The sequence below is a fragment of the Embleya sp. NPDC056575 genome (assembly GCF_042793325.1).
Taxonomy (GTDB): Bacteria; Actinomycetota; Actinomycetes; order Streptomycetales; family Streptomycetaceae; genus Embleya.
The window spans coordinates 148,865-169,835 of the sequence record NZ_JBHTVA010000013.1; the positions used below are offsets into that span (position 1 = coordinate 148,865).

At 69.3% G+C, this 20,971-nt stretch carries 15 protein-coding genes; 12 read left to right on the top strand and 3 right to left on the bottom strand.

Annotation, left to right across the window (positions count from 1 at the left end; translation table 11 throughout):
* The first annotated feature begins 12 nt into the window (after positions 1-12).
* From ACFRCG_RS13050 to ACFRCG_RS13070, 5 genes are all read left to right on the top strand, one after another.
* Positions 13-1,215: a GNAT family N-acetyltransferase gene (locus ACFRCG_RS13050; protein ID WP_380030911.1), complete on the top strand. Its 1,203-nt coding sequence runs from the start codon at positions 13-15 to the stop codon at positions 1,213-1,215.
* Positions 1,216-1,239: 24 nt separating this feature from the next.
* Positions 1,240-2,205 (top strand): cupin-like domain-containing protein, encoded by a 966-nt coding sequence (locus tag ACFRCG_RS13055; RefSeq protein ID WP_380030912.1) that lies wholly within the window; start codon positions 1,240-1,242, stop codon positions 2,203-2,205.
* Positions 2,206-2,900: 695 nt separating this feature from the next.
* The gene (locus ACFRCG_RS13060) at positions 2,901-3,467 is read left to right on the top strand and encodes a hypothetical protein (protein WP_380030914.1); all 567 of its coding nucleotides are present in this window, start codon (positions 2,901-2,903) and stop codon (positions 3,465-3,467) included.
* Between the two features lie 564 nt (positions 3,468-4,031).
* On the top strand, positions 4,032-6,509 hold the full coding sequence (locus ACFRCG_RS13065) for a hypothetical protein (protein ID WP_380030915.1): 2,478 nt from the start codon (positions 4,032-4,034) through the stop codon (positions 6,507-6,509).
* Between the two features lie 907 nt (positions 6,510-7,416).
* Positions 7,417-8,349, top strand: a complete 933-nt coding sequence (locus ACFRCG_RS13070; protein WP_380030916.1) for an HNH endonuclease — start codon at positions 7,417-7,419, stop codon at positions 8,347-8,349.
* A gap of 380 nt (positions 8,350-8,729) precedes the next feature.
* On the opposite strand, the gene ACFRCG_RS13075 is transcribed toward ACFRCG_RS13070, so the two are convergent.
* Genes ACFRCG_RS13075 through ACFRCG_RS13085 form a run of 3 tightly spaced genes read right to left on the bottom strand, consistent with a single transcriptional unit; the run spans position 8,730 to position 11,676 of the window.
* On the bottom strand, positions 8,730-9,134 hold the full coding sequence (locus tag ACFRCG_RS13075) for a DUF6009 family protein (RefSeq protein ID WP_380030917.1): 405 nt from the start codon (positions 9,132-9,134) through the stop codon (positions 8,730-8,732).
* A complete protein-coding gene (locus ACFRCG_RS13080) occupies positions 9,131-10,645 on the bottom strand; it encodes a phage/plasmid primase, P4 family (protein ID WP_380030919.1) in 1,515 nt (504 codons plus the stop codon). The genes ACFRCG_RS13075 and ACFRCG_RS13080 overlap by 4 nt, the downstream gene beginning before the upstream one ends.
* Positions 10,642-11,676 (bottom strand): bifunctional DNA primase/polymerase, encoded by a 1,035-nt coding sequence (locus tag ACFRCG_RS13085; RefSeq protein WP_380030942.1) that lies wholly within the window; start codon positions 11,674-11,676, stop codon positions 10,642-10,644. Before ACFRCG_RS13085 ends, ACFRCG_RS13080 begins: the two co-directional genes overlap by 4 nt.
* A 987-nt stretch (positions 11,677-12,663) precedes the next feature.
* Between ACFRCG_RS13085 and ACFRCG_RS13090 the strand changes: the two genes are divergently transcribed.
* The 7 genes from ACFRCG_RS13090 to ACFRCG_RS13120 all read left to right on the top strand — a co-directional run bounded on the left by ACFRCG_RS13090 (position 12,664) and on the right by ACFRCG_RS13120 (position 20,854).
* Complete coding sequence (locus ACFRCG_RS13090; protein ID WP_380030921.1) at positions 12,664-13,140, top strand: hypothetical protein; 477 nt, start codon at positions 12,664-12,666, stop codon at positions 13,138-13,140.
* A 3-nt stretch (positions 13,141-13,143) separates the two neighbouring features.
* Positions 13,144-14,388: a DUF6973 domain-containing protein gene (locus ACFRCG_RS13095; protein ID WP_380030923.1), complete on the top strand. Its 1,245-nt coding sequence runs from the start codon at positions 13,144-13,146 to the stop codon at positions 14,386-14,388.
* On the top strand, positions 14,385-14,861 hold the full coding sequence (locus tag ACFRCG_RS13100) for a hypothetical protein (RefSeq protein ID WP_380030925.1): 477 nt from the start codon (positions 14,385-14,387) through the stop codon (positions 14,859-14,861). Before ACFRCG_RS13095 ends, ACFRCG_RS13100 begins: the two co-directional genes overlap by 4 nt.
* Before the next feature lie 181 nt (positions 14,862-15,042).
* The gene (locus tag ACFRCG_RS13105) at positions 15,043-15,987 is read left to right on the top strand and encodes a hypothetical protein (RefSeq protein ID WP_380030926.1); all 945 of its coding nucleotides are present in this window, start codon (positions 15,043-15,045) and stop codon (positions 15,985-15,987) included.
* A 1,639-nt stretch (positions 15,988-17,626) separates the two neighbouring features.
* Complete coding sequence (locus tag ACFRCG_RS13110) at positions 17,627-18,871, top strand: ArsR family transcriptional regulator (protein WP_380030927.1); 1,245 nt, start codon at positions 17,627-17,629, stop codon at positions 18,869-18,871.
* Between the two features lie 271 nt (positions 18,872-19,142).
* Positions 19,143-19,898, top strand: a complete 756-nt coding sequence (locus ACFRCG_RS13115) for a ParA family protein (protein WP_380030929.1) — start codon at positions 19,143-19,145, stop codon at positions 19,896-19,898.
* Positions 19,895-20,854, top strand: coding sequence for a ParB/RepB/Spo0J family partition protein (locus ACFRCG_RS13120; RefSeq protein WP_380030931.1), 960 nt, complete (start codon positions 19,895-19,897; stop codon positions 20,852-20,854). Before ACFRCG_RS13115 ends, ACFRCG_RS13120 begins: the two co-directional genes overlap by 4 nt.
* Positions 20,855-20,971: the final 117 nt, after the last annotated feature.

Here is a 20,971-nt window from a genome sequence, read left to right on the forward strand (position 1 = left end):
CGAAACATCAACATGACCCTCACCATCCGCCCCCTGTCGGGCCCGGACGAGTTGATCTCCTTCGAGCGCACCAGGGCCCTCGCCTTCGGCCATCCCCCGCGTCGCTCGATCAAACCCGGGCCGACCATGGAACTCGACCGCATGCATCTCGCCGTCGACGGGGACAAGGTGGTCGGAACGACGGCGGCGGCCGGCTTCGAACTCAGCCTGCCCGGCGGTTCCCGAACGGCCTGCGGCGCGATCCGCTGGGTCAGCACACTGCCCACCCATCGACGCTGCGGCGTGCTCTCCGCGATGATCCGTCACCAACTCGACGAGTTTCGCGAACGCGGTGAAACCGTCGCCGTCCTGTGGGCCTCGCTGGCACCGATCTACGCCCGCTACGGATTCGGGCTCGCCACGACGAGCGTGGACATGACAGTCGCCCCGCACGCGTCGTTCCTGCCGGACCTCCTCGACCACGGCCCGGTCTCCTACGTGCACGGAACGGCGGAAGACGGGCACCTCACCAAGACCCTCGCACCGGCGTACGATCGACTGCGATCCGAACGCCCCGGCTTGGTCGACCGCAACGACGCCTGGTGGCGCCACCTGACCTCCGACGCGGCCACCCAGTGGGTGGTCCACGAGGGCCCGGACGGCATCGAGGGATATCTCGGATACCGGCCCGAGCCCGAGGGATGGACCGACGACGGTCCCACGCACCGATTGCATGTCGCCGAACTGATCGCCACCACGCCACGCGCCGAGCTGAGCCTGTGGCACTTCGCACTCGACTTCGACCTGGCCTCGACGGTGATCGCCAAGCGTCGTCCCACCGACGACGCCCTGCCCTGGATGCTGGCCGACCCTCGTCAGGCCCAACTGAAACCCCGGGACGGACTCTGGCTCCGCATCGTGGACCTGGCGGCCGCCATGAACGCACGCTCTCTTCCATGGACGGGCGACACCGAGATCAGGATTCGGGTCACCGACGAACTCTGTCCATGGAACGCGGGTACCTGGTCGATCGGTCCGAACTCCTGCACCCGTACCCCGGACACGGCCCACCTCACTCTCGATACCGCCGATCTCGCGGCGTGCTTTCTGGGCGCGGCCAGGCTGCCCGCCCTGACCCGGGCCGGTCGCGTCACCGAACACAGACACGGTGCCGTTCGACAACTCACCCGCGCACTCGGCTCGTGCCAAGCGCCCTGGGCCGTCACGTGGTTCTGACCACCCTGGCCTCGAAGAATGGAGATGACAGGCATGTTCGGTCTCGCCGACCTCGTCGCACCACTGGGCGTCTCCGAGTTCCTCACCGGTCCATGGCCGGAGGAGTGTGTGTGGCACGAATCCTCCGCCACACGAGCCGCTCTTCTGCGAAACATCCCGGAACTCGGCAGTGCCGCAGCCGTGTTGTCGTCCGCCGACTCGGTCGGCGTCTTCGTCGGTGGCGGTAACCTGCGGACGGTTCCGGCGGGAGAGGCCGCGATCCGACTCTACGAACAGGGCCGAACCTGCTTCGTGCGCGGAGATCACATTCCACGGCTGGCCACGTACGCACAACGAATCACCCTGGAATTGGGGCTGCCCCAAGGCTCCATGCACCCCGAGGTCTTCTGCTCGAAGGGAGACAGCGGAGCCCCCATGCACAGCGACTACGACGTCAACTTCACGGTGCTCGTACGCGGGAACAAGAAGTGGCGGCTGGCCCCCAATCGTCACATCCGCAACCAGGTGAATCAGTGCTTCCCCGCCCCGTACGAGAAGCCCGACAGCATCGGCACGCGCCTGGCCGATCAGCGACCCTTCCCCACCTCCATGCCCGAAGACGCCCACGTCGTGGACATCGCGGCCGGCGGCCTGGTCTTCGTGCCACGCGGCTGGTGGCACGAGACCGAATCCCGCGGCGAATGCCTTCAGGTCAACTTCGTGGTCAAACGCTTCATGTGGCTGACAATAGTGAGCCGCGCCATCCGAAACATGCTCCTGGAGCGCCCCGAGTGGCGTGCCTACGCCGTCGACATCTTCGCGACGGACGGCAGGCAGGACGCGGCGCTCGACACCCTCGCCGAGCTTCTTCCGGAGCTGTGGAACGAGTTGGACACGACATTCGGTGGAGACCCGCGCCGGGCAGCAGGGCACGTCATCGAGATGTCCGGCCTCAAGCCCGCGGGCCACCGGCCCCGGACCGACACCGCAGCGGCGGCAAAAGCTGGTTGATCCCCCGGAAACCCCGATCAACGGGCCCGCGAATCGGCGGGCAACCCCACGTCCATCCGTTCCTCCGTACCCCTCCGGCCTACGTCCGGAGGAAATCGGAGAAGCGGCGAGAACCTGTGCAGCGCCGAGAGTCCCCACGCAAGTGGGGATGAGCCGCATCGAATCCCCGACGGTCGAGCGGGTCATTGAAGTCCCCACGCGGGTGGGGGGTGAACCGTCCGTACAGTGATGTGTACGGGACTCCGTACAGAGGTTCCCGCACGAGTGGGGGTGAACCGCCCACCACCTCGCGGCTGTAGGCCGTCGTGTCGAAGTCCCCACGCGGGTGGGGGTGAACCGCGATGCCGACCACGCGAGGTGGTCGAGGTGGCGAAGTCCCCACGCGAGCGGGGATGAGCCGTCGCTGTTCAAGGAACTCGGCACTCCCCGCGCGAAGGCCTCACGCGGGTGAGGGTGAGCCGACACGGGGAGAGGTGGCAGGACGTGAAACAGGCAAGCCCCCACGCGGGTGAGCGTGGAACGCGCCGACACCGCGCAGGGACGCGATGCGGGCGAGGAGCGCCGTCCCCGCCCGGACGGCGGGTGACCCGCTCCGCCACGACCCGCCCGGGCACGACACACCGGGTCGGCGCAACGCCCGCGTCGGCTCCGCCGACCGTCGCATCCCGTCCCCCCTACGCACGAAAGGCGATTCCATGCTCTGGCCCGCGCTCCGGGTGCTCGCTCGGGGAGAACTGAGCTCCGAACGGATCCGGCACTTGCTCACCACGCTCCGCCTCGAGGAGAACCCCCGCAGCGAGGGACCCGGCGCGTCGATGAGCCTCGCGCACCGTACCTTCACCGACGACACCGGCACCCGCCTCGTCCTGGACCTCGGCCGCGCCGATGAATCCGGCTGGATACTCGCCCTGTTCTTCGACGGCGAACCCCCTTCCACCGACACCGTCGAGGGCTACCGCGTACTGCTCCGCGCGGCCGTCGACAGACTCGGCCTCGCCCTCATCGAGGTCACCCCCGCCGCCGCCGCCGACGAGGTCTACGTCGCACCTCCCCCCTCACCGGACACCCCCGAACCCATGATCCTTTCCTGGGACCTCCCGTACGACGACCTGGACCGGATGTGGCCGCACCTGGGCCTGCGCGCGACCGCCCCGCGAGAGGTAAAGGAGGTCGTGCTCCGCGAGGTGACGCGGACCCCCGCCTGGGCCGTCGCCCCGGAGAAACTCCGCCGCCAGGCCGAGGCCTTCCTCCGCAGCGACTGACGCCGCCGAACCGCGACCGTCCCGGGGCCGACCTGCCCACGACCAAGCGAGCCGGCATGGAAGCGTACGAGCCGAGCAGACACGCTCTCCCCGTCACTCGGCGACGAAGGTCCCATCCGACAACTCCCGAACCGGGCCCATGGGAGCGCATCACAGGAAAGCCGCTGGTCGCGACGAACCCGCCGGGAAACATGCGCCCCCACACCATTGCCGAGACTATGATCCGTTCTCTAGCCAACACCCTTGACTGTCACCGCAGTTCCACCTCCGACATCCCGGGTTCGAACCCACGCCGAACGGAGAGCCCTCCGTGCTTTCCTGGTCGCGCACGACAAGGCCGAGAGCCGCCTCGTCCCGACGGCCCACCCCGAACGTGACCGCGTCGGCGGCCCAGTCACCACGACCGCCTCAACAGGTCGCCACACGCGCGAGCGGCACCAAACCACCGCCGCCCCGACCCCCCACGAGCACGTAACGATGCCCGACGCCACGACCCCACGACGTCCACCCCCTCCGCCCGGATCCCGGGAACGGATCGATCACCAACGTGCCGGGGACGCGCTGGTGACCGACGACGGCCGCATCACCGACACCGGCCAGGCCAGGACGATCGCCATCGAGGCCATCGCCGCGCGCATGCGTTCCTCCACGCCCGAACTCGTCCTCGCCGCGTTCGGCCTGGTCGTCGGCACCGACATGGCCCACCGCCTCGGCAACGGCGACTACTTCCTCGTGCCCCACCACCGGCAGCACCCGTCGATGGGGGCCGACGTCCTCCACCGCGACGAACTCGACCCGAGCGACCCCCGCCATGCCCCCACCACCGTGGTGCCCATGGACGACCCGCACGCCGAGACCGTGATCCGCCGGATTGCGGTGAGCGAGGTAATGGGGTCCTGGTCCTTCGGCTCCGACAACAACGTGCGGGTGCTGGCGCTGCAGGAGGCCGTCGCCGAGGAGTTCGGCCTCACCCGGTTCCTGGAACGGCGGATGGACCCCGACCTGCGCATCAAGGTGGCACAGGAACTCGGCTACAACCGCGACGCCCTGCGCGACTTCGCACGCACCCAGTACGAACTGACCCAACAGGCCCTCGCCCGCCGCGGCATCACCGAAGTGACCGCCTACCGGGCACTGACCTGGCACATGGGAACACCGCGACCGAGGTGGGCCGACATGCGCGTCGGCAACCCCCTCGAGATCCTCCATCGACCCCTGTCGAGCTGGACGGCGGACCGCCGCATCGTCGCCGACTGGCTGGCGACGCGCGGCAGGCGCGGCGTCATCGTGGCGCATCGCAAACCCGCGACGGACATCCTGGCCGTCCCGACCACCGGCATCGGCTTCTTCGCCCAGCGGGAGTGGGTCACCCTGCCCGGCGACAACTACGTCACCCTCGATGCCGCCCTCGACGACACCACCCCAACCCCCACCACGAGTGGCATCGCCATCGACGTGCCCACCCTCGAGGACACCACCGGCCCACCCGGGAACACCGGTACAACACCGACGAACCCGACGACACACGACACCCGCGAGACATCGACACCCGCTCCCGCACCCATGACCGGTCGATGGCGCCCCCTCACCGTCACCACCACCCTCGACCGCTCCCAGGCGCTCGACGACCGGATCCTGCGCATCCTCGACGGCAAGGAGAGCGTGCCCCACTGGTGGCCCCGCGACGACTCCGGCTACGCAATCACCAAGCGGGACCTGGAGTTCCTCCGCATCAACCCGATCCAGATCAAGTGGATGCTCACGGGCGAGGCCCCCATGGGCATGACCCCGGCGCTCTACCAGCGATTCGCCGCCGAGATGCTCCGGGCCCTGGGCAGCGACGGCATCCACCCGTCCGACGTCGACATCCGCCTCAAAGGAACCGGTGCCGGCTTCTTCTCCGGCAGCCACAAGACCCTGCCCCGCGAACAGGACCTCGCCGCCTCGCCCGAGGCGGCCGAGCGCTTACGGGAATGGCTCTCCGACGGCCGGGAACGCCCCCTGCGCCGCCCGTATGACCTCATGTGGCGCCTGGGCCTGGAACCCGAACCCAGCGACTTCGACCTCGACATCAACAGCACCGCCATGGTCCGCGCCGCCCGCGCACACTGGCGGGCCCGCCATCCCGACCGCTACCCCGGCGACTTCATGGGCGGCCACGGATACCTCGATAAACACACCACTATCGGGACGTTCAAGGCGCTGGCCCAATGGGCGGCCAAATGGGAAAAGATCCTGGGCAGGCCCCTGTCCCTCGGCGTCTTCGAATCCAGCGGCCCCTTCGACGCCACACGACTCGGCCGTGAACTCTCCTCCCACTTCCGCGAGACCGACTGGATCATCCACCGCCCGGACACCCCCAAGGCCTGGCGCACCCCCAGGTCCAGAATCACCCCTCCCGCCGAACCGGCGCGAACGACACCGCCGCCCGATCGCCTGCGACAGGCCCGGAACACCCTCGCCCGGGTATCCTCCGACCTCGATCGCGACGAGATCCTCCGGCAGATGTCCGCCCGGCCGCATGGCGAGGTCCCGGCCGGGCGACTGCTCCCGGCCGCCGAGACCGCCGCAACACGCGCCACACGCACCGAGCAGGCCGCCGCAGCACGCCGCACGCACGCGGACGACACATTGAACCGAGCCCGCAACGGCGACGGCCCACGCGTACGGGAACTACGCGCCGAACGCGAGCGACACGTGCCCGCCGACTGGGAACGCCTCCGAGGCGCCGCCCACCGCGCCGACGTCGACGACGCCGAACGCGGCGTCCGCCGGGAGACCCGCCGCGCCGCGACCGACGCCCGACGCGCCGCCTCCGACCACGACCTGGCCCGAAGCCTGCGCGACGAGGCCGCCCTGCGAAGCACCCTGCCCACCCACCGACTCGCGATCGAGGACGCCCGACGCGAGGAACTCCGCCGACTCCCCCCGGACCGCACAGGCCCCCGACCGGACCGGCGTGCCGGACACCGCGAACTACGGCGCACCCACGACCACGAACCCCCGACCCCTGACACACCCGGGCACAACACAATCTCCTGAACGGACAAGCGTCCCGAACCGAAAACTCGAATCGTCAACGACCCGCACCCACCCAGCCCTTCGGCAGCGATACCCCACCTCCCGCATCATCCCCGACCGCGATCCATCCTCGAAGCGCTCCGCCTGATCCCCGCACACCCGCGGCTCGGGCATCCGCTCGGCCCGATGGAACGCCTGCAACACCTCGCCATACCACCGATCCGCACCACGAGCAGTCGGTTTGCGGGGGACAGGTATCAAATCAAGCAGAACATCGAGGAATGGACGAAGGCACACCCGAAACCGGGCGGTTCGACCGCCACGATGGGAATCGACGATCCGTCCCCCCGGGATCGCCGTTGTCGAGGACATGACGGCAGCCGAGGCGTTCGACCGACATCGCATGACGAACCCGCCTCGATCCCGAACACGCCGACCGAGGTTCGCATCGCCGACGACCACCCGAACCGGCCGTCCGTCTGGCCACAGGGACGGTATCGACTCTACGGACGCCCGCCGGTCACCTGCGAGACCCATCACGACCAGACTGACCGGCCGACGATGCCCACCGTCTCGCAACCGCAGGCGCAGCTCCCGCTACTCCGGTGCCGACGAAGCCGAGGACTCCCGGGTCGCAACGCGAAATGCCCGTACACACCGCAGAGATCACAACCGGAACACCGCCCGACGAACGTGTGAGCACACCAGTCCGGCCCACCCGACCCGGGAAACCGTCGACCCACGTTCAGCCGACGGTGCCACCGCCCGTGCCCCAAAGGTGTCGACACCCTGGAGGCGTCGACACGTCCAATACCCGCTCCGGACGATCCGCGCGAGCGGGAGCATGCGAAGGTCGGTCCGGGGTGTCGCCGGTGTCGGCTACGTTGTGCGCCAACGGAGACGGACCACCAGGTGATCGGAGACTGCGTTGACGGCGGCGTGGTTGTGCCTGGCCCGCGGAGACGACCGCTCCACCGGAAGCAACGACGGTTACGACGACAAACTGTCCGAGTACTACAGCTGGGACAGCGAAATCAAAAACTCGAAGCGCCTCGCCGAGCGCGACGTGATCGTTGTATGGGATTCGAAGATTCTGTTGGGCGTTTCCGTCATCGAGACGATTACCGTCAAGAAGGGCGAGAAGAATTCCAATCAATGCCCTGGATGCGGCGCAAGCAATGTCTATCGCCTGAAGTCGGGCATCTACTCATTCGGCTGCCGCGACTGCCACGTGCCCTTCGTCGAACCATCCGTCGTGACGAAGGAAGTGACCCGTTTCCAAGCGCACTACGCGGCGGCCTGGGTGGACCTCGCAGGCCTGCTGAACGGCAAGGAACTGCGGTCGTTCTCCATCAAGCCGAACTCACAACTCAGCTTGCGCCCGGCAAACTGGAACGCGTTGAAGGCAGCCATCGAATCCCGGGGCGGTAGTGCCGCCATGCGCATCGTCGACAACGGCATCGACGCCATCGCCGGGGGACACGGCACAGCAGTCGTACGCGTGCGCAAGGGCCAGTCCCAATTCCGCAACAAGCTTCTGGCCGAGCAAGGGGAAACGTGCGCCTTCACCGGAAGGGCACCGACCACGGTGCTCGAGGCGGCGCATCTGTACAGCTACGCGAAAGAGGAGACACACCACAGCCGCGGGGGTCTCCTCCTGCGCCGGGACATCCACCGCCTCTTCGACCTCGGACACATCTGCGTCGATCCGGACACCGGAACCCTCGACCTCTCCGAGCACCTTCAGACGTATCCGTACTACGCCTCCCTGCACGGCGGCACCCCGCACGTCCCCCTCCACCGAGACCATCGAGAATGGCTCACCCGACACTGGAACGCACATCGCACCCCCCGACCGTGAATACCAACCTCCCGGCCACAGTCGGCGCGCCAAACGTGTGCTCTTCGTGCGAGACCCGGAAGCACCGGCACCCGATGCCTGCGTCCGTAACCGACGAAAGCCCGATCCACGCCCACGCCACCGGATACCCCGGTGCGCCGCCCGCAACTTGTCGACTCCATCAGCGGGCAACGCACCGGACTGAACCTTCGGTGCGCTTGCTCGTCGACCATGAGAACGACGGCGCGCAGCCCTTGCACGAGGCCTGAAGTACGACTCGGATACAGCCGAAGGCCACCGATCGCTCGCATTGGCGCAAAGCTCCATGCCGTCACCCACCAAGCGGCCACTCCGGCATCGGCACCGTGGCCTCCGGACCCTCGCCGCGCGCCAACCGCCGCCTACCCCTTCGGCAGCGTTATCCCCAACTCGCGCATCGCCTCCGACGGCGGCCCGCCCTCCGACCGCTCCGTCTTGTAACCCGGCACCCTCGGCTCCAGCGTGCGCGGATCCACCGCCTCCGACGGCGCCCCCGACACGTACGCCCCGTCCGGCACCCGGTCACGATCGTGCGGCGCCAACCAGAACACCCGCCGCCGATACGTCCCCGACGCCGGCGAACTCCGCGCGCCCGGCCCCAGCAACGCGTACCCCACCATCCGCCCGTCCCGATGGAACGCCGGCACCCCGGTACGCCGCGGCAGCCGATCCAGCACCTGGCGGACGTAATCCAGCCCGGCAGGGTCCTCCAACCACACGATGTCGATCTCGTGGGCGATCTGCTTGGCCGTGATCAGGGCACTCACGACGTCTCCTCGTGCTCGCCGAGCAACCCGATGCCCGGGTAATACTTGCGCTGGTTGGACGTCATCATCTGCCGCGGCGAGGAAAGACCGACCGCTTCCCGGATCCTCACCGCGAACGCCCGCGCGGAAACCGGCGTCGCGTCCTCGAAGCCGCACCACGTCTTGTACGCCGCGTACAACCCCGTCTGCTCGGCCCGCATCGTGGACCCCATCCGACACCGCTCCGCGACGAACCGACCGATGTGGTCCTCCGTCTCGGCGTACGCGTGCGTGGCCACCCGCACCCGCGGCGGCCCGGTCAGGTCCCGATCACCCCCCAGATACCGGCGGGCGCCGTCCACCAACCAGGCCAGGATCCCCGGCCCCTCCTCCGACACCAGCACCTGCGCCAGGTTGTCGACCCGCTGCTCGTCCGCGACCACCCGCTCGAACGGAATCAACCGCATCCGCCGCCAGAACGCGAACCCGCCCGTACCGACCTCCGGCCGATGGTTGCCCAACAACCAAAGCTTGTGCGTGGGTTCGAAACTGAAGAAATCCTGCCGCATCCGACGCGCCTTCAACCGATCGCCACCGGTCAACAGCTTGAACCGCGCCTCGTCGAACCGATCCCCCGGCTTGAGCTCCGAACACACGATCACCCGCCGCCCGTGCAACTCGGCAAGGTCCGTGGGATGCCCCTCGAACGGCTTCGCCATCAAGAACCCCGGCGGCGCCGCGTCCGCGTAGTCCCCCAGCAACGTGACCAGCACATCGAGCAGGACACTCTTGCCGTTCTTCCCCAGCCCGTACAGGAACGGCATGATCTGCCCGCCGACATCGCCGGTGACCGAATACCCCAGCAACAGGTGCAGGAAATCGATCATCTCCGCGCCCTCGGCGTCGTCGCCGAAGGTGTCGGTCAAAAACCGCATCCACCGCGGCGTGGCCATCGCGCGCGGCGCGACCGTACACGAGCGCGAATGCCGATGCTTCTCCGGATCCGGCGCCACCACCGCCCCGGTGTGCAGATCGACGATCCCACCCGGCGTGCACAACGCGTACGGATCCGAGTCCAGGTGCTCCGCCTTGAGCACCATCCCCGGGGCCGCCTGCGCCTGCATCAGCAACGCCTTCAGCCCGGCCGTGGACAACGACCGCCGCCGATGCCGCCGCAGATCCGCGTCCGAATGCCGCCCCTCGGCGTCCGTGACGGCCAGCGCCTCGGCCATGTCACCGGCCGCCCACAACACCCCGTCGTCCTCGTCGAGTTGCCACCGATGCCCCTCCCACCGATACCAGCCCAGCCCCGGAACATGCCGGAAATCGCGCCCGTACAACGCGACGAACGACTTCGCGTTCCCACGATCGCTCAACGAGTCCGGCACCAGACCACGCGCCGTCACCGTCCCCGGCAACACCCCCTGCGTCGCGTTGCCCTGCGCGGGAACGGACGTGGGCTGCTGCGCCAGGATCTGCGCCGCCACCGCCGCCGCGTCGAAGTCGAAGCCCTCCTGCGGGAAACCGTTCACGAACGCCCTCCCACATCCAGCGGCCGCGCCGCCCCGGCCGCCAACCCACCCAGGATCGTCGCCCGCGACCGCCGAACGTTCCCCGGACGCGCGTACTCGGCCGCGTCCAGCAACAACCGCTCACCCGCCCCCATGTCCAGATGACCCGCAGCGACCAGGCCCCCGACGATGAACGCGGCCCGATTCAGCTTGGCGTTGAACCCCGCACCGAATGCACTCGCCGCACAATCCGCCACCTCCTGCACCGCGTTCGCCAAGACCCGCCCCGCGGCGTCGCGACCACCCCCCGCGGCCACCACCGCCGCCCGGGCCCGCGCGGGCACACCCGGCGACACCGACGGCGCCGCGGGGCGCTCCGCGTGGCCGGTCCGCTCCAACTCCCGCGCCAGCCACGTCGGCAACACCGCCGGCTCACGACACGACCCCACCGGCGCGTAGACCCCGGCCCGCGTCACCGTCCCGGGCGCGACGATGTACCCGCCCACACCCCGAACGTCCACCTGCCACGCCAACGCCCGACCCGGCCCCGACCCGGTCGAACACAGCCACCGCCGCGAAGGCGGCGTGCGGTACCAGACGTGCAGACCCCCGGACGGCGTACGCACCCGCAACGTCGCCTCGTCGGCGGCCGGGTCCGGCGCGCCACGCAGGGCCGCGAGCAACGCCAGGGTGTGGAAGCCCGTGGACAGGCCCGTCAGATCCACGCCGTCGCCGATCGGGATCCCCGGCAACAAACGATCGCGCTCGGGCAACGACGGCCCGTGGGCGTCCACATCGAGCACCACAAGCCCCGCCGGCCCACACGCCACACCCACACCGAACCGCGACTCGCGCCCCCACCACGCACGGATGCGCTCCGGGTCGAGCGTGGCCGCGTGGAAACCGTGACACCACCGGCCCGCCGGAATGCACCCACAACCGGTGTGCGAGTGCCCCTGGACATGACACGCCTCGCAGTTGGCGGGCGGCGTCTTGCGGCCCGGGGCCAACGGATGGACCGGCCACCCCGACCGCGCGCACCACCGCGCCACCGCCAACGCGTCCGGCACGGCGGCTCCCGCACCGTCCCGCCCACCGGCCACGTCCCCACCACCCTCCCCGAACACCGAGACAGCGACCGAAGCCCGCGCACCCCGACCTCGACGCACGGGACCGCGCGCGGACACCCGTGCCCTCCCCGAGATCCGGCCCAGGGGCCGTGGACATCCACCCGGCCCCCGCAGCGGACTACGCCTGTCGATCGAGATCCATCCTTCAGTCGCTGAACGAAAGTGCAGGTCAGAGCAATGAACGGTATCGAAAGCGACTGAAGCGACTCACGTCCCGATATTGCTGCGACACGACAGGCTAGCGGACCACCCCCCTCACGACCCCGAGTCGGCTCCCCCGCGTGTCAGCGACCCAGCGACCGAAGGGACAGCGACTGAGCCGCTTCGGTCGCTGCTTTGGTCGCTGAGGAAAAACCGCAGGTCAGAACCTATAAATCAACCAAAACAGCGACTGAAGCGACTGAAGGTCCGTATCTATGACGCGCACACGCGCACGCACCAATGTCGTCATAATGCAAAACTTCAGTCGCTTCAGTCGCTACCACACGACCAAACACCCTCTGACCAGGACTTTTACCAAGCGACCAAAGCAGCGACCAAAGCGACTCGGTCGCTTCGAGCCCCGATCCACCCGCCCCACACCCCGAAAACCCGGCTCACACCCACAGAACGAGCGACCGAAAACAGCGACCGAAGCCCCGCCCCGCCCCGCCCCCATCACGCCCGCGACACTTCGGAAGTCCGGTCGCTTCAGTCGCTTCGGTCGCTGAAACCCGTCCCACCCCGCACGCCCGGTCGGCCACCGACCCGACCCGGCCCACACAGCGCCCACACGAACACCAGCCCTCACCCCCAGAAGCGACCCGCCCCAGCCACCCCCCCCCCACCACCCAAACCCCTCCCCACAACCACCGAACCCCGATAACCTCGCGCCCAGCGCCGCCGCCGCATCAGCCCCCGGGGGAGGGTATGAGCAAGATCGAACGCGCACTTCACCCAACCGTCCGCACCCAAGCCGCCGACGACCACCCCAAACCAGGCCCCACCGGCCCGCCTCCCACCGGCGGAGACAAGCAGCCCGACCCCGCGTTACCCAAGCCCCAACCCGGACCGCCCCCCATACCACCGACGACAACGAACCCCGGCACCGCGAAACCGGACTTCCGCGTTGCCTCGCAACACCTCCGCGACGCCGGCGCCGCCCAGGACCGCGTCCTCGGCGAACTCACCACCGCCGCCCGCACCGCCACCCCCGCCACCCAGGCCGCCGCGGCAGGGCTCCCCGGGTGGCGCACCGCCGGACGCCTGACCGACCTCGTCACCACCTGGGACCACCAGGTCGCGGCCCTCGAACGCAGACTCGGCGAATCCGCCACCGGACTACGCCTGACCGCCGACGAATACGCCCGCACCGAAACCAACGTCACCCAGTCGATGGGCAATTGAGCCGTGCTCACCCTCACCCAGGTCCGGGACGCGAACGTCGACCTCCTCACCGAGACGACCACCGCCTGGGAAACCGTCCGCGCCAAACTCCAGGGCCTGTCCGAACGCCACCGGGCCGAAGTCCTCGACTCCCCCGGCCTCACCGGATGGAGCGGCACCGTCGCCGACACCGCCCGTGCCCGACTCGCCGAGACCCAGCGCCAGATCGGCCTCGCCGCCGCCGAGGCAGCCGCCCTGTCGCGCGCCGTCTCCGACGCCCACACCGCCTTCAAGGCCGCCCAGACCGCCCTGCGCGCCGTCCTGGACGAGATCTCCCGCTCACCCGGCTTCACCGTCCGCGAGGACGGCGGCGTCGACTGGCGCATCCCCGACGATGTCGCCCAGGCCCTGTCCGTCGCCGGTGACGGGTGGGCCGCCGCCCAGATCAACGCCGACTACACCAAACGCGCCCAGGACTTCGCCTGGCGCGTCGGCCAGGCCCTCGCCCAGGCCACCCAGGCCGACAACGACGCCCAATGGGACATCTATCAGGACGTCAGCGCCCGCGAGGACTCCTTCAACCCCCACGCCACCCTCGGACGCGACGGCAACGGCGCCGACATCCTCACCACCTTCCAGACCATGGACGACCCCCGAGGCACCACCAAGTGGCCGGGCGGCATCGTCGGCTTCTTCACCGGCCAACAACAGGTCACCCGCACCGAGGCCGACCTCCTCGACCGCCTCGGCTGGCTAGCCCAGAAGGACTTCGCCGACATCAGGTCAGAGGCCTTCTCCGAAGCCGAGAGACGCTTCACCTCCGACGACAAGAACGACGACCACCAGGACGCCTTCCGCCACACCTACTGGAACGCGCTACTCACCCAGAGATTCGGCGTCGACTGGGCCGCCAAGTACACCACCGCGCACGAAGGACTCACGGGCAACCCGGGCCACCGGGAAGCCATGGACCTGTACAACAACGACCTCGGCCGCCGCATAGCCCAGGAACACCCCAACGCCTCCCCCGCCGAACTCGCCGACCACATCGACCGCGCCATCCGCGAAGGACGCGCCGTCGTCGTTGACCGCAACCACGAACTCGTCTACAGCGACCAGGAGGAGATCGGCCGCAACACGACCATCCCCAAGAACGACCCACCCCTGCCCGCCCACGGCGCCCCACCCGCCGGCCCGCCGCGCGACCAGCCCCAAAAGAACGGCTACGACCCCGGCAGCGGGGTCGACAACGGATCGACGGTCAGTTGACACGACAGCACACCCCCACCGCCCTCGCCCTCCTGACCGCCCTCGTCCTGATCCTCGTCACCGCCTGCGGCGGCGACTCCGACCGGATCGGCGTCGAAGTCGACGGCAAGGCCCACGACCGACTCGCCGCCGGCATCAAAGACTTGGGCGAACACGGCCGCGAGGGCACCCTCCGCGACCTGACCCCCTTCGCCTGGGACAACGTCTGGGTCTTCTTCGAAGGCGCCTCGAAGAAGGACATCGAATCCGCCACCGGAGACCGCGTCGCCCTCCCCACCGGCACCATCAGCGGCGGCGGCGACCGCTACTACGGCACCGGCCCCCTGTTCGTCTTCACCCGTGCCAAACACCCCGCCCGCGCCATCGCCGTCCCCTACGGCGGCATCACCGAAGCCGGCGGCCCCTGGCCCCCCACCACCCGCCTGATTCCCGGCACCCCGGGAGCCGCCGGCTCCCTCAGCCTCCAGCGCTGACCCCGTCAACCCTCGTCCGCCCGAGTTCTGTTGACGAGGTCCAGGCCCGGTGGTCGGGGAGGCCGCGCAGTCGAGGCCGCCGATGATCGGAACCAACCCGCCGATCGTGTCGTCGTCGCGTCATCCGTTGCCCGCCCAGGCCGGCAGCCCGCGTGTCCCACCCGTGAGGTCTACTCGTGGCGTGGACAGCGCTGCTCTTCTCCCCGCGATCGAAGACCTCTTGGCCCGCCCGTTGCCGGCGAGTGGGGGAGAAGACCGCGGCTGCGGCTACGACATGGTCGAACTCGCCCCCGACAAGCGCGAACCCGCAGCCCTCGACGCCGTCGTGGCCACGCTCCGCTCGCGGCTCGGACCGCCCAGGACGGTGGCCGCCGACGGCTTCACGGACCCATCGCTCGGACGCCTGCCGGGACCGCCACTGGCCGACGTCCTCGTCGACCGAGCCGTCGAGATGTACGGATGGACCGTCGGACAGAGCTGGCTCGGCATCGGCCTGCTCGAGAGCACCACCGACGACGACCTCACCCGCCCCACCACCGTGCATTTCGTGGCCGTCCGCGCTCCCTTGGACCCGGCGCGACCCGCAAGATCGTCCTGGGCCGAGGATCTGGCCGTGTTGACCGGCTGGAACGAAAAGCCCCGGATCATCGACTGGACCTCCGTGGAGCGAAGGCTCGGCCTTCGTCTTCCCCGGGACTACAAGCAGTTGGCCGAGACCTTCGGCGCGGGCACGTTCGACGACAACTTCGACCTCTGTGTGCCGGGCTCACGCCATGCGGACCTCGACCTGATCGTCGCTGACCACGACGAGTTCGCCGACCCCGCGCCCCCACATCGACCCGCAGCACGGCTCCTGCAATGGGCGACAACCTCGGCCGAACACTCCTTCTGCTGGCTCGTGGAGGATCCGGACCCGGAACGGTGGCCGATCTTCGCGCGCGGCGACGCATGGGACCCCTGGGAGCGATTCGACTGCTCCTCGGCGGAGTTCGTCCACCGGATGCTGACCGACCCCCACCACCCCTACTCACTCGCAAAGCACTTCACGAGGCACTGGTTCACCTCCGACGAATCCGTCGAACGAGCCAGGGACGTCTTCTGGGACGAATACCACCCGAGCCCGTGACCGGACAGCTGTCGGCTCGTCGTGCGGCGCCCGACCGCGTCGACGACAAGGCCGCCCAAGGGCCGGCCACCCGGACACGACACCGCGAACCCGCCTATGACCGAACGTCCTCGTGGCCGACGAGGACGTTCACCGGAGGACGAGCCGACGGTTGTCCGGTCACGGTGTCCGACAGCCGTCGTGTCCGACGCCGGGCCCCAGGCGTCGGCTCCCCGACGGTGTCGCACGCCGAACTCCCAAGAACGGATGCGACGGCCGTCGGACACCCTCGCAGAACGACGCCATGCTCGGGCGCCCGTCACGTCCATCGTGACCGGACGCCACCGGAGACTCCCTGACCCGTGGTCGGACACCGGATACGAGGCAGCGGACACGGGCCCTGACCGCCCCGTACATGGACATACGCGCGAAGCACCCCGACGTCGTGTCGCGCCGTCCATGCCTACGCAGGTCGTACAACTCGCCGGTCGGACACGCATGTCGCCCCGCCGTCCGACCGGCCATGTCCGCTTCGGACCCCGACTCGACGGACGTCGCCCGCCACGACACCGGCATCGGACACGAGGGACGACGCGTGTCCGATGCCGCACGGCGTGTCCGGACACCGTCCGAGACGCTGCCGGACAGACACGCGACACGACACACCTCGCCGGACATGTTCGCGGACACGGCATCGGTGTCGCGGTCGTGTCCGGACACGCCGGCCACGGCCGAGGTCGTGTCCGCGGACATGTCCGGCGAGGGCGCACGATCGCAACGAAGGCCGGACAGCCGGAACTTCGCCGCACCGTCCCGGAAAAAGATTCACCCGCGAGACGTCACAACCGGCATACCCCTGTCACCTTCCCCGGACATGCACTCACGCGAGCCCCCGACAACCTCCCACCGGACGGCGGAAGTTCACACCGGCATGGCCTTGACACCCGCCCGTTCGAACGGAACGACACGCCGACCGGCGAGTTTCCCGTGTTCTCGCACCGGGCCCCCCGAAGGGACTAGGGTTCCCCTGAAACGTCGGTGAGTAACGGAAGTCTCACCGGGACATGAAGAAGCCCCCTGCCGGGAGGTGCAACTCCCCGGGGGCGCGGCCGACTCACCATTAGAAAGAACGTCGACATGAACGAGAGTACCGGCAGACACCCCCCGACGCACAAGAGCCCGCCAATGACACGCCGCGCTTTCTCGGCGCTTCATGTCCGGCGGGCCCTGCTGTTGCGGATCCGTGTCTGCTCCCTCTCCACAGAGGGGGAGATCGTGATCTGACTTCCCTGAGCGGAGTCTCCTGAGCACCGGAGACAGTCCGCTTTTTGTGCTATCCGCAACCTGCCAGGGTCGCGGGTCGCTTTCGTACGGCCTCCCAGCACCACCCGGGAGGGCCGACGTCCGTCGCTGTCCGGTTACCAGGCCGGCCAGGCGTCGTACGTAAACCCAATTACTTCCAGCTTTTGCTCGAAGTCCCGCTCACAACCGAGCGAATACGGGGCTTCTGCATGCCCTCACGAGGAGGTCCTGCGTGCCAGAGTCTATGCACACTCGCGGCGCCACGCACGCCCTGGTGCGACTTCGTTCGCGTGTCGCGCACTATAAAAAGCCGCATACCCCACAATTCCGGGCTTGTTCGGGGGGTGCGCGGGGATGGATGCCCGTCGTTGAGTGGGCCATTCGTGTGCGCCTGCATCCCCGACTCAACGGCACGACGCTGACGTTGGCCCGTGCACTGTGCGAGTACGCGGATCACGACGACGGTCGCGACATCCGCCCCGGACACGTCCGCCTGATGGCCGTCACCGGTCTGTCCCTCCCCAGCGTGCGGCGGCACCTGCGGTGGCTGCGCGAGGCGGGACTACTCGAACACGTCGCCCGCGGCACTCGCTGCCCCGGCGGCGTGCGCCTGGCGGCCGAGTACGCCGCCACGGTCCCCGCCGCATGGGACGAGCGGGAACTGGCCCGCCTGGAGGCCCTGTACGCCCTCGAAGCCGACTCCTCCCCCGCCACGGGAACGACACCCCCACCCTCGTCCACGGACGGCGCCCCGGTCCCGCCGGCGATGATCGATGAGCCGCACACGGATACCCCACCAAACCCCGTTCCCCACCTTGATCCCGATACCTACGTTGACGATGGGCTCAACCGCGCGGGCACGCACGGGCGTACGCGCGAGCTGGGCGCAACGGCGGCCCCCGGCAAGGCCGGACGGCGGCGCCTCGACCCACGACCCGGCACCCGGCGGTGGAGGCGTTGGGAGCTGGCGCGCAACGTCCGTTCCCGGGTTCTGCTCGTCGCCCGGGAACGCGTCGGACGACTCGCCTCGGCACTGCGCGGGGTGGCCGACAGGGGATGGACCGTAGAGGACGTCGTGGCCTGGCTGACGGTTTCGCCACTGCCGCTGCTGGTGCTCTTTCCCGTCGCCTGGCTCCGGGCCCGCCTCGAGGGCGCGACCGCGGTGTGGCCCGAACCGCCCTCCGTCCCACAGGCCAGAACCCGGCGGCACGAGAACGACCTTCGGCTCAGGCGACAACGCGAGTTCCGCGAACGCATGGCCGCCGACCGGGAGGCGGCCGTGGCCACCGAGGACCGACGCGAGGACTTTGCACCGGTCCGCGCCACCATCCGCGCACACGCGTCGGCCTGGCTTGCCGCTGTGCGTTCCGGCGCTACGCGTCGCAACCTGCCCGCCAACACGACGAATCGGGGGAGTGGACGCAGCGGATATACCGTCGCCGAACCCCGATGGCGGGAGCCCGAAGGGGAGTTCCAAGCCGTCCTGCCCGTCGAGTCGGTGTCCCCGGGCCGGACTCGAAGCGACGTCGTCCACGCGGCGGCGGTCGCCCGCGCCCGTGCGGCCCGGGCCGCGCGGCGAGCACCGGCGTTCATTACGGCGTAATAAGCGACCGTCCCCGGCGAGTCGGGCCCACCGCCCACCCCGTCCCCCAACTCGCCGCCGAGCCGCGTCATTACGCCGTAATGAACCACTCCTTCGGCCGTGCCGGAACGCGACCGTTCGGGCGATTCATTACGGCGTAATGACGCGGCTCGGACAAAAGAGCGAGGTCCTCCGCGATCGTGAGTCGCTGACATGGCATAGTTCGTCCCGCTCACGCGCCCGCACCAAGGCGTGCAGGGCACCGGGGAATCAGACCGAAAGGGCAGTACCCGTGGCAAAAGTTCATGTTCTGCTGAACCAGAAGGGCGGGGTCGGCAAGTCCACCCTGACCGTCAACCTCGCGGCCGTCACCGCCGACGTCCTGAGCCGGCCCAATATGGAGACACCGCCGGTCCTCGCCGTCAGCATCGACCCCCAGGGATCCACCACCTGGTGGGCCGAACGCGTCGGCGACGAGCTGCCGTTCGACTTCGTCCAGGCCCACCGCGAGCCGCACCAGCTCGCGCGCCTCAAGGAAATCGGCGGCTACCAGCACATCTTCGTCGACACCCCCGGCTGGCTGGGGCCCGACTCCACCGACTACGAGCCCGGCCCGGACGGCGACCCGCTCGGCGACGGACGCGCCGGCGCCGCGCTGCGCGCGGTCCTGTCGGCCGCCGACGACGTGATCGTGCCGATCGAACCGGAAGGCATGTCCTTCCTCCCGACGGCCAACACGATCGAGAACATCGTCAAACCGCGTGGGCTCCCCTACACCGTCGTCGTCAACAACTGGGACCCCCGCGACGGCCTCGCCGACCTCGAGGACACCCGCACCTTCGTCGACAGCCAGGGCTGGTGGCGGACCCAGACCGTGGTCCGCCACTACAAGATCCACGCCAAGGCGGCGGCCGAGAGCCGAGTCGTCACCCAGTACCCCCGCAACAGGATCTCCCTCGAGGCCCGCGAGGACTTCTACCGCCTCGCCCTCGAACTCGGCCTGGGCGGCGCCACCCGACGCCTCGACGAGATCGCCGCCAGCGCATGACGGCGTCCAAACGCCAGCGCTCGCTGGCCACCCTGCTGCCGCCGAAAACGGGGGAGGGCACCACACCGCGTCCACCCACACCGGCGACCACCGCGGCCGAGACACTCGCCGCACCACCGATCCCGGACCCCACACCCGCTGTTGCGGAGGGTGCCCCGTTCGCGATCCCGCTGACCCAGCTTGCGTACAACCCGGCCAACCCCCGCGAGACCCTCGGTGACGTGGCGGACCTGGCCGACAGCATCCTGGAGAAGGGCCAACTCCAGGCCGCCGCGGTGGTCACCGTCGGCGCCTACCGCGAGGCCAACCCCGACCTGGACCACACCTTCGACACCGGCGTGCGCTACGTCGTCGTCGACGGCAACCGGCGCCTGCTCGCCGCGGAACGGGCCGGACTCGCCAGCCTCAACAGCGTCGTCGACGACAGCCTCGCGACCAGCGCGACCGGGATCCTCGAATCCGCGCTCGTCGCGAACATCCACCGCAAGGCCTTCGCCCCCCTCGAGGAGGCCAAGGCCGTCCAGGAACTCCTGGACATCCACGGCTCACAGGACAAGGTCGCCAAACGGCTGTCCAAGTCCCAGGGATGGGTCTCCCAGCGCATCGCGCTCCTCGGCCTCCTCCCCGAGCTGCAGAACCTGCTCCGCAACGGCGAACTCAAGGTCGAGGACGCCCGCAGGATCGGACGGATGGCACCGGAGAAACAGACCGACGCTGCCCGGACCGCCCAGGATCATTACGGCGTAATGAAACCGAAGGCGGTCCCGACACCGGCACCCGCGGAACGAAACGAGGTCGCGTCCGGACCTCCGACCGCACCGCAGCCCCGGACCGACCACTCCCGGGTCATCCGACTCGGACCGCCCGCCGACCTGGCGGCGTCCCTGCAGCAGTACCTGTCCGCGGAAGACCTGGAGAAGCTGGTGGAACTCCTCCTCACGCGCGTCGCCCGCTGACACGCACCACACCGCCGGGGGGCGCGCAATAAGCCGGAAAGAGCGGGCCCCCGGGGGGTTGACCCCCCCCCCCCCCCCCCCGGCGCAGCAAAAGGCGGAATTAAAACCGGCGGCCCC

Excerpts from the sequence above, each read along its gene's own strand:
- ACFRCG_RS13050 (WP_380030911.1), top strand. The coding sequence starts at position 13 with ATGACCCTCACCATCCGCCCCCTGTCGGGCCCGGACGAGTTGATCTCC.
- ACFRCG_RS13055 (WP_380030912.1), top strand. The coding sequence starts at position 1,240 with ATGACAGGCATGTTCGGTCTCGCCGACCTCGTCGCACCACTGGGCGTC.
- ACFRCG_RS13060 (WP_380030914.1), top strand. The coding sequence starts at position 2,901 with ATGCTCTGGCCCGCGCTCCGGGTGCTCGCTCGGGGAGAACTGAGCTCC.
- ACFRCG_RS13090 (WP_380030921.1), top strand. The coding sequence starts at position 12,664 with ATGAGCAAGATCGAACGCGCACTTCACCCAACCGTCCGCACCCAAGCC.
- ACFRCG_RS13110 (WP_380030927.1), top strand. The coding sequence starts at position 17,627 with ATGCCCGTCGTTGAGTGGGCCATTCGTGTGCGCCTGCATCCCCGACTC.
- ACFRCG_RS13120 (WP_380030931.1), top strand. The coding sequence starts at position 19,895 with ATGACGGCGTCCAAACGCCAGCGCTCGCTGGCCACCCTGCTGCCGCCG.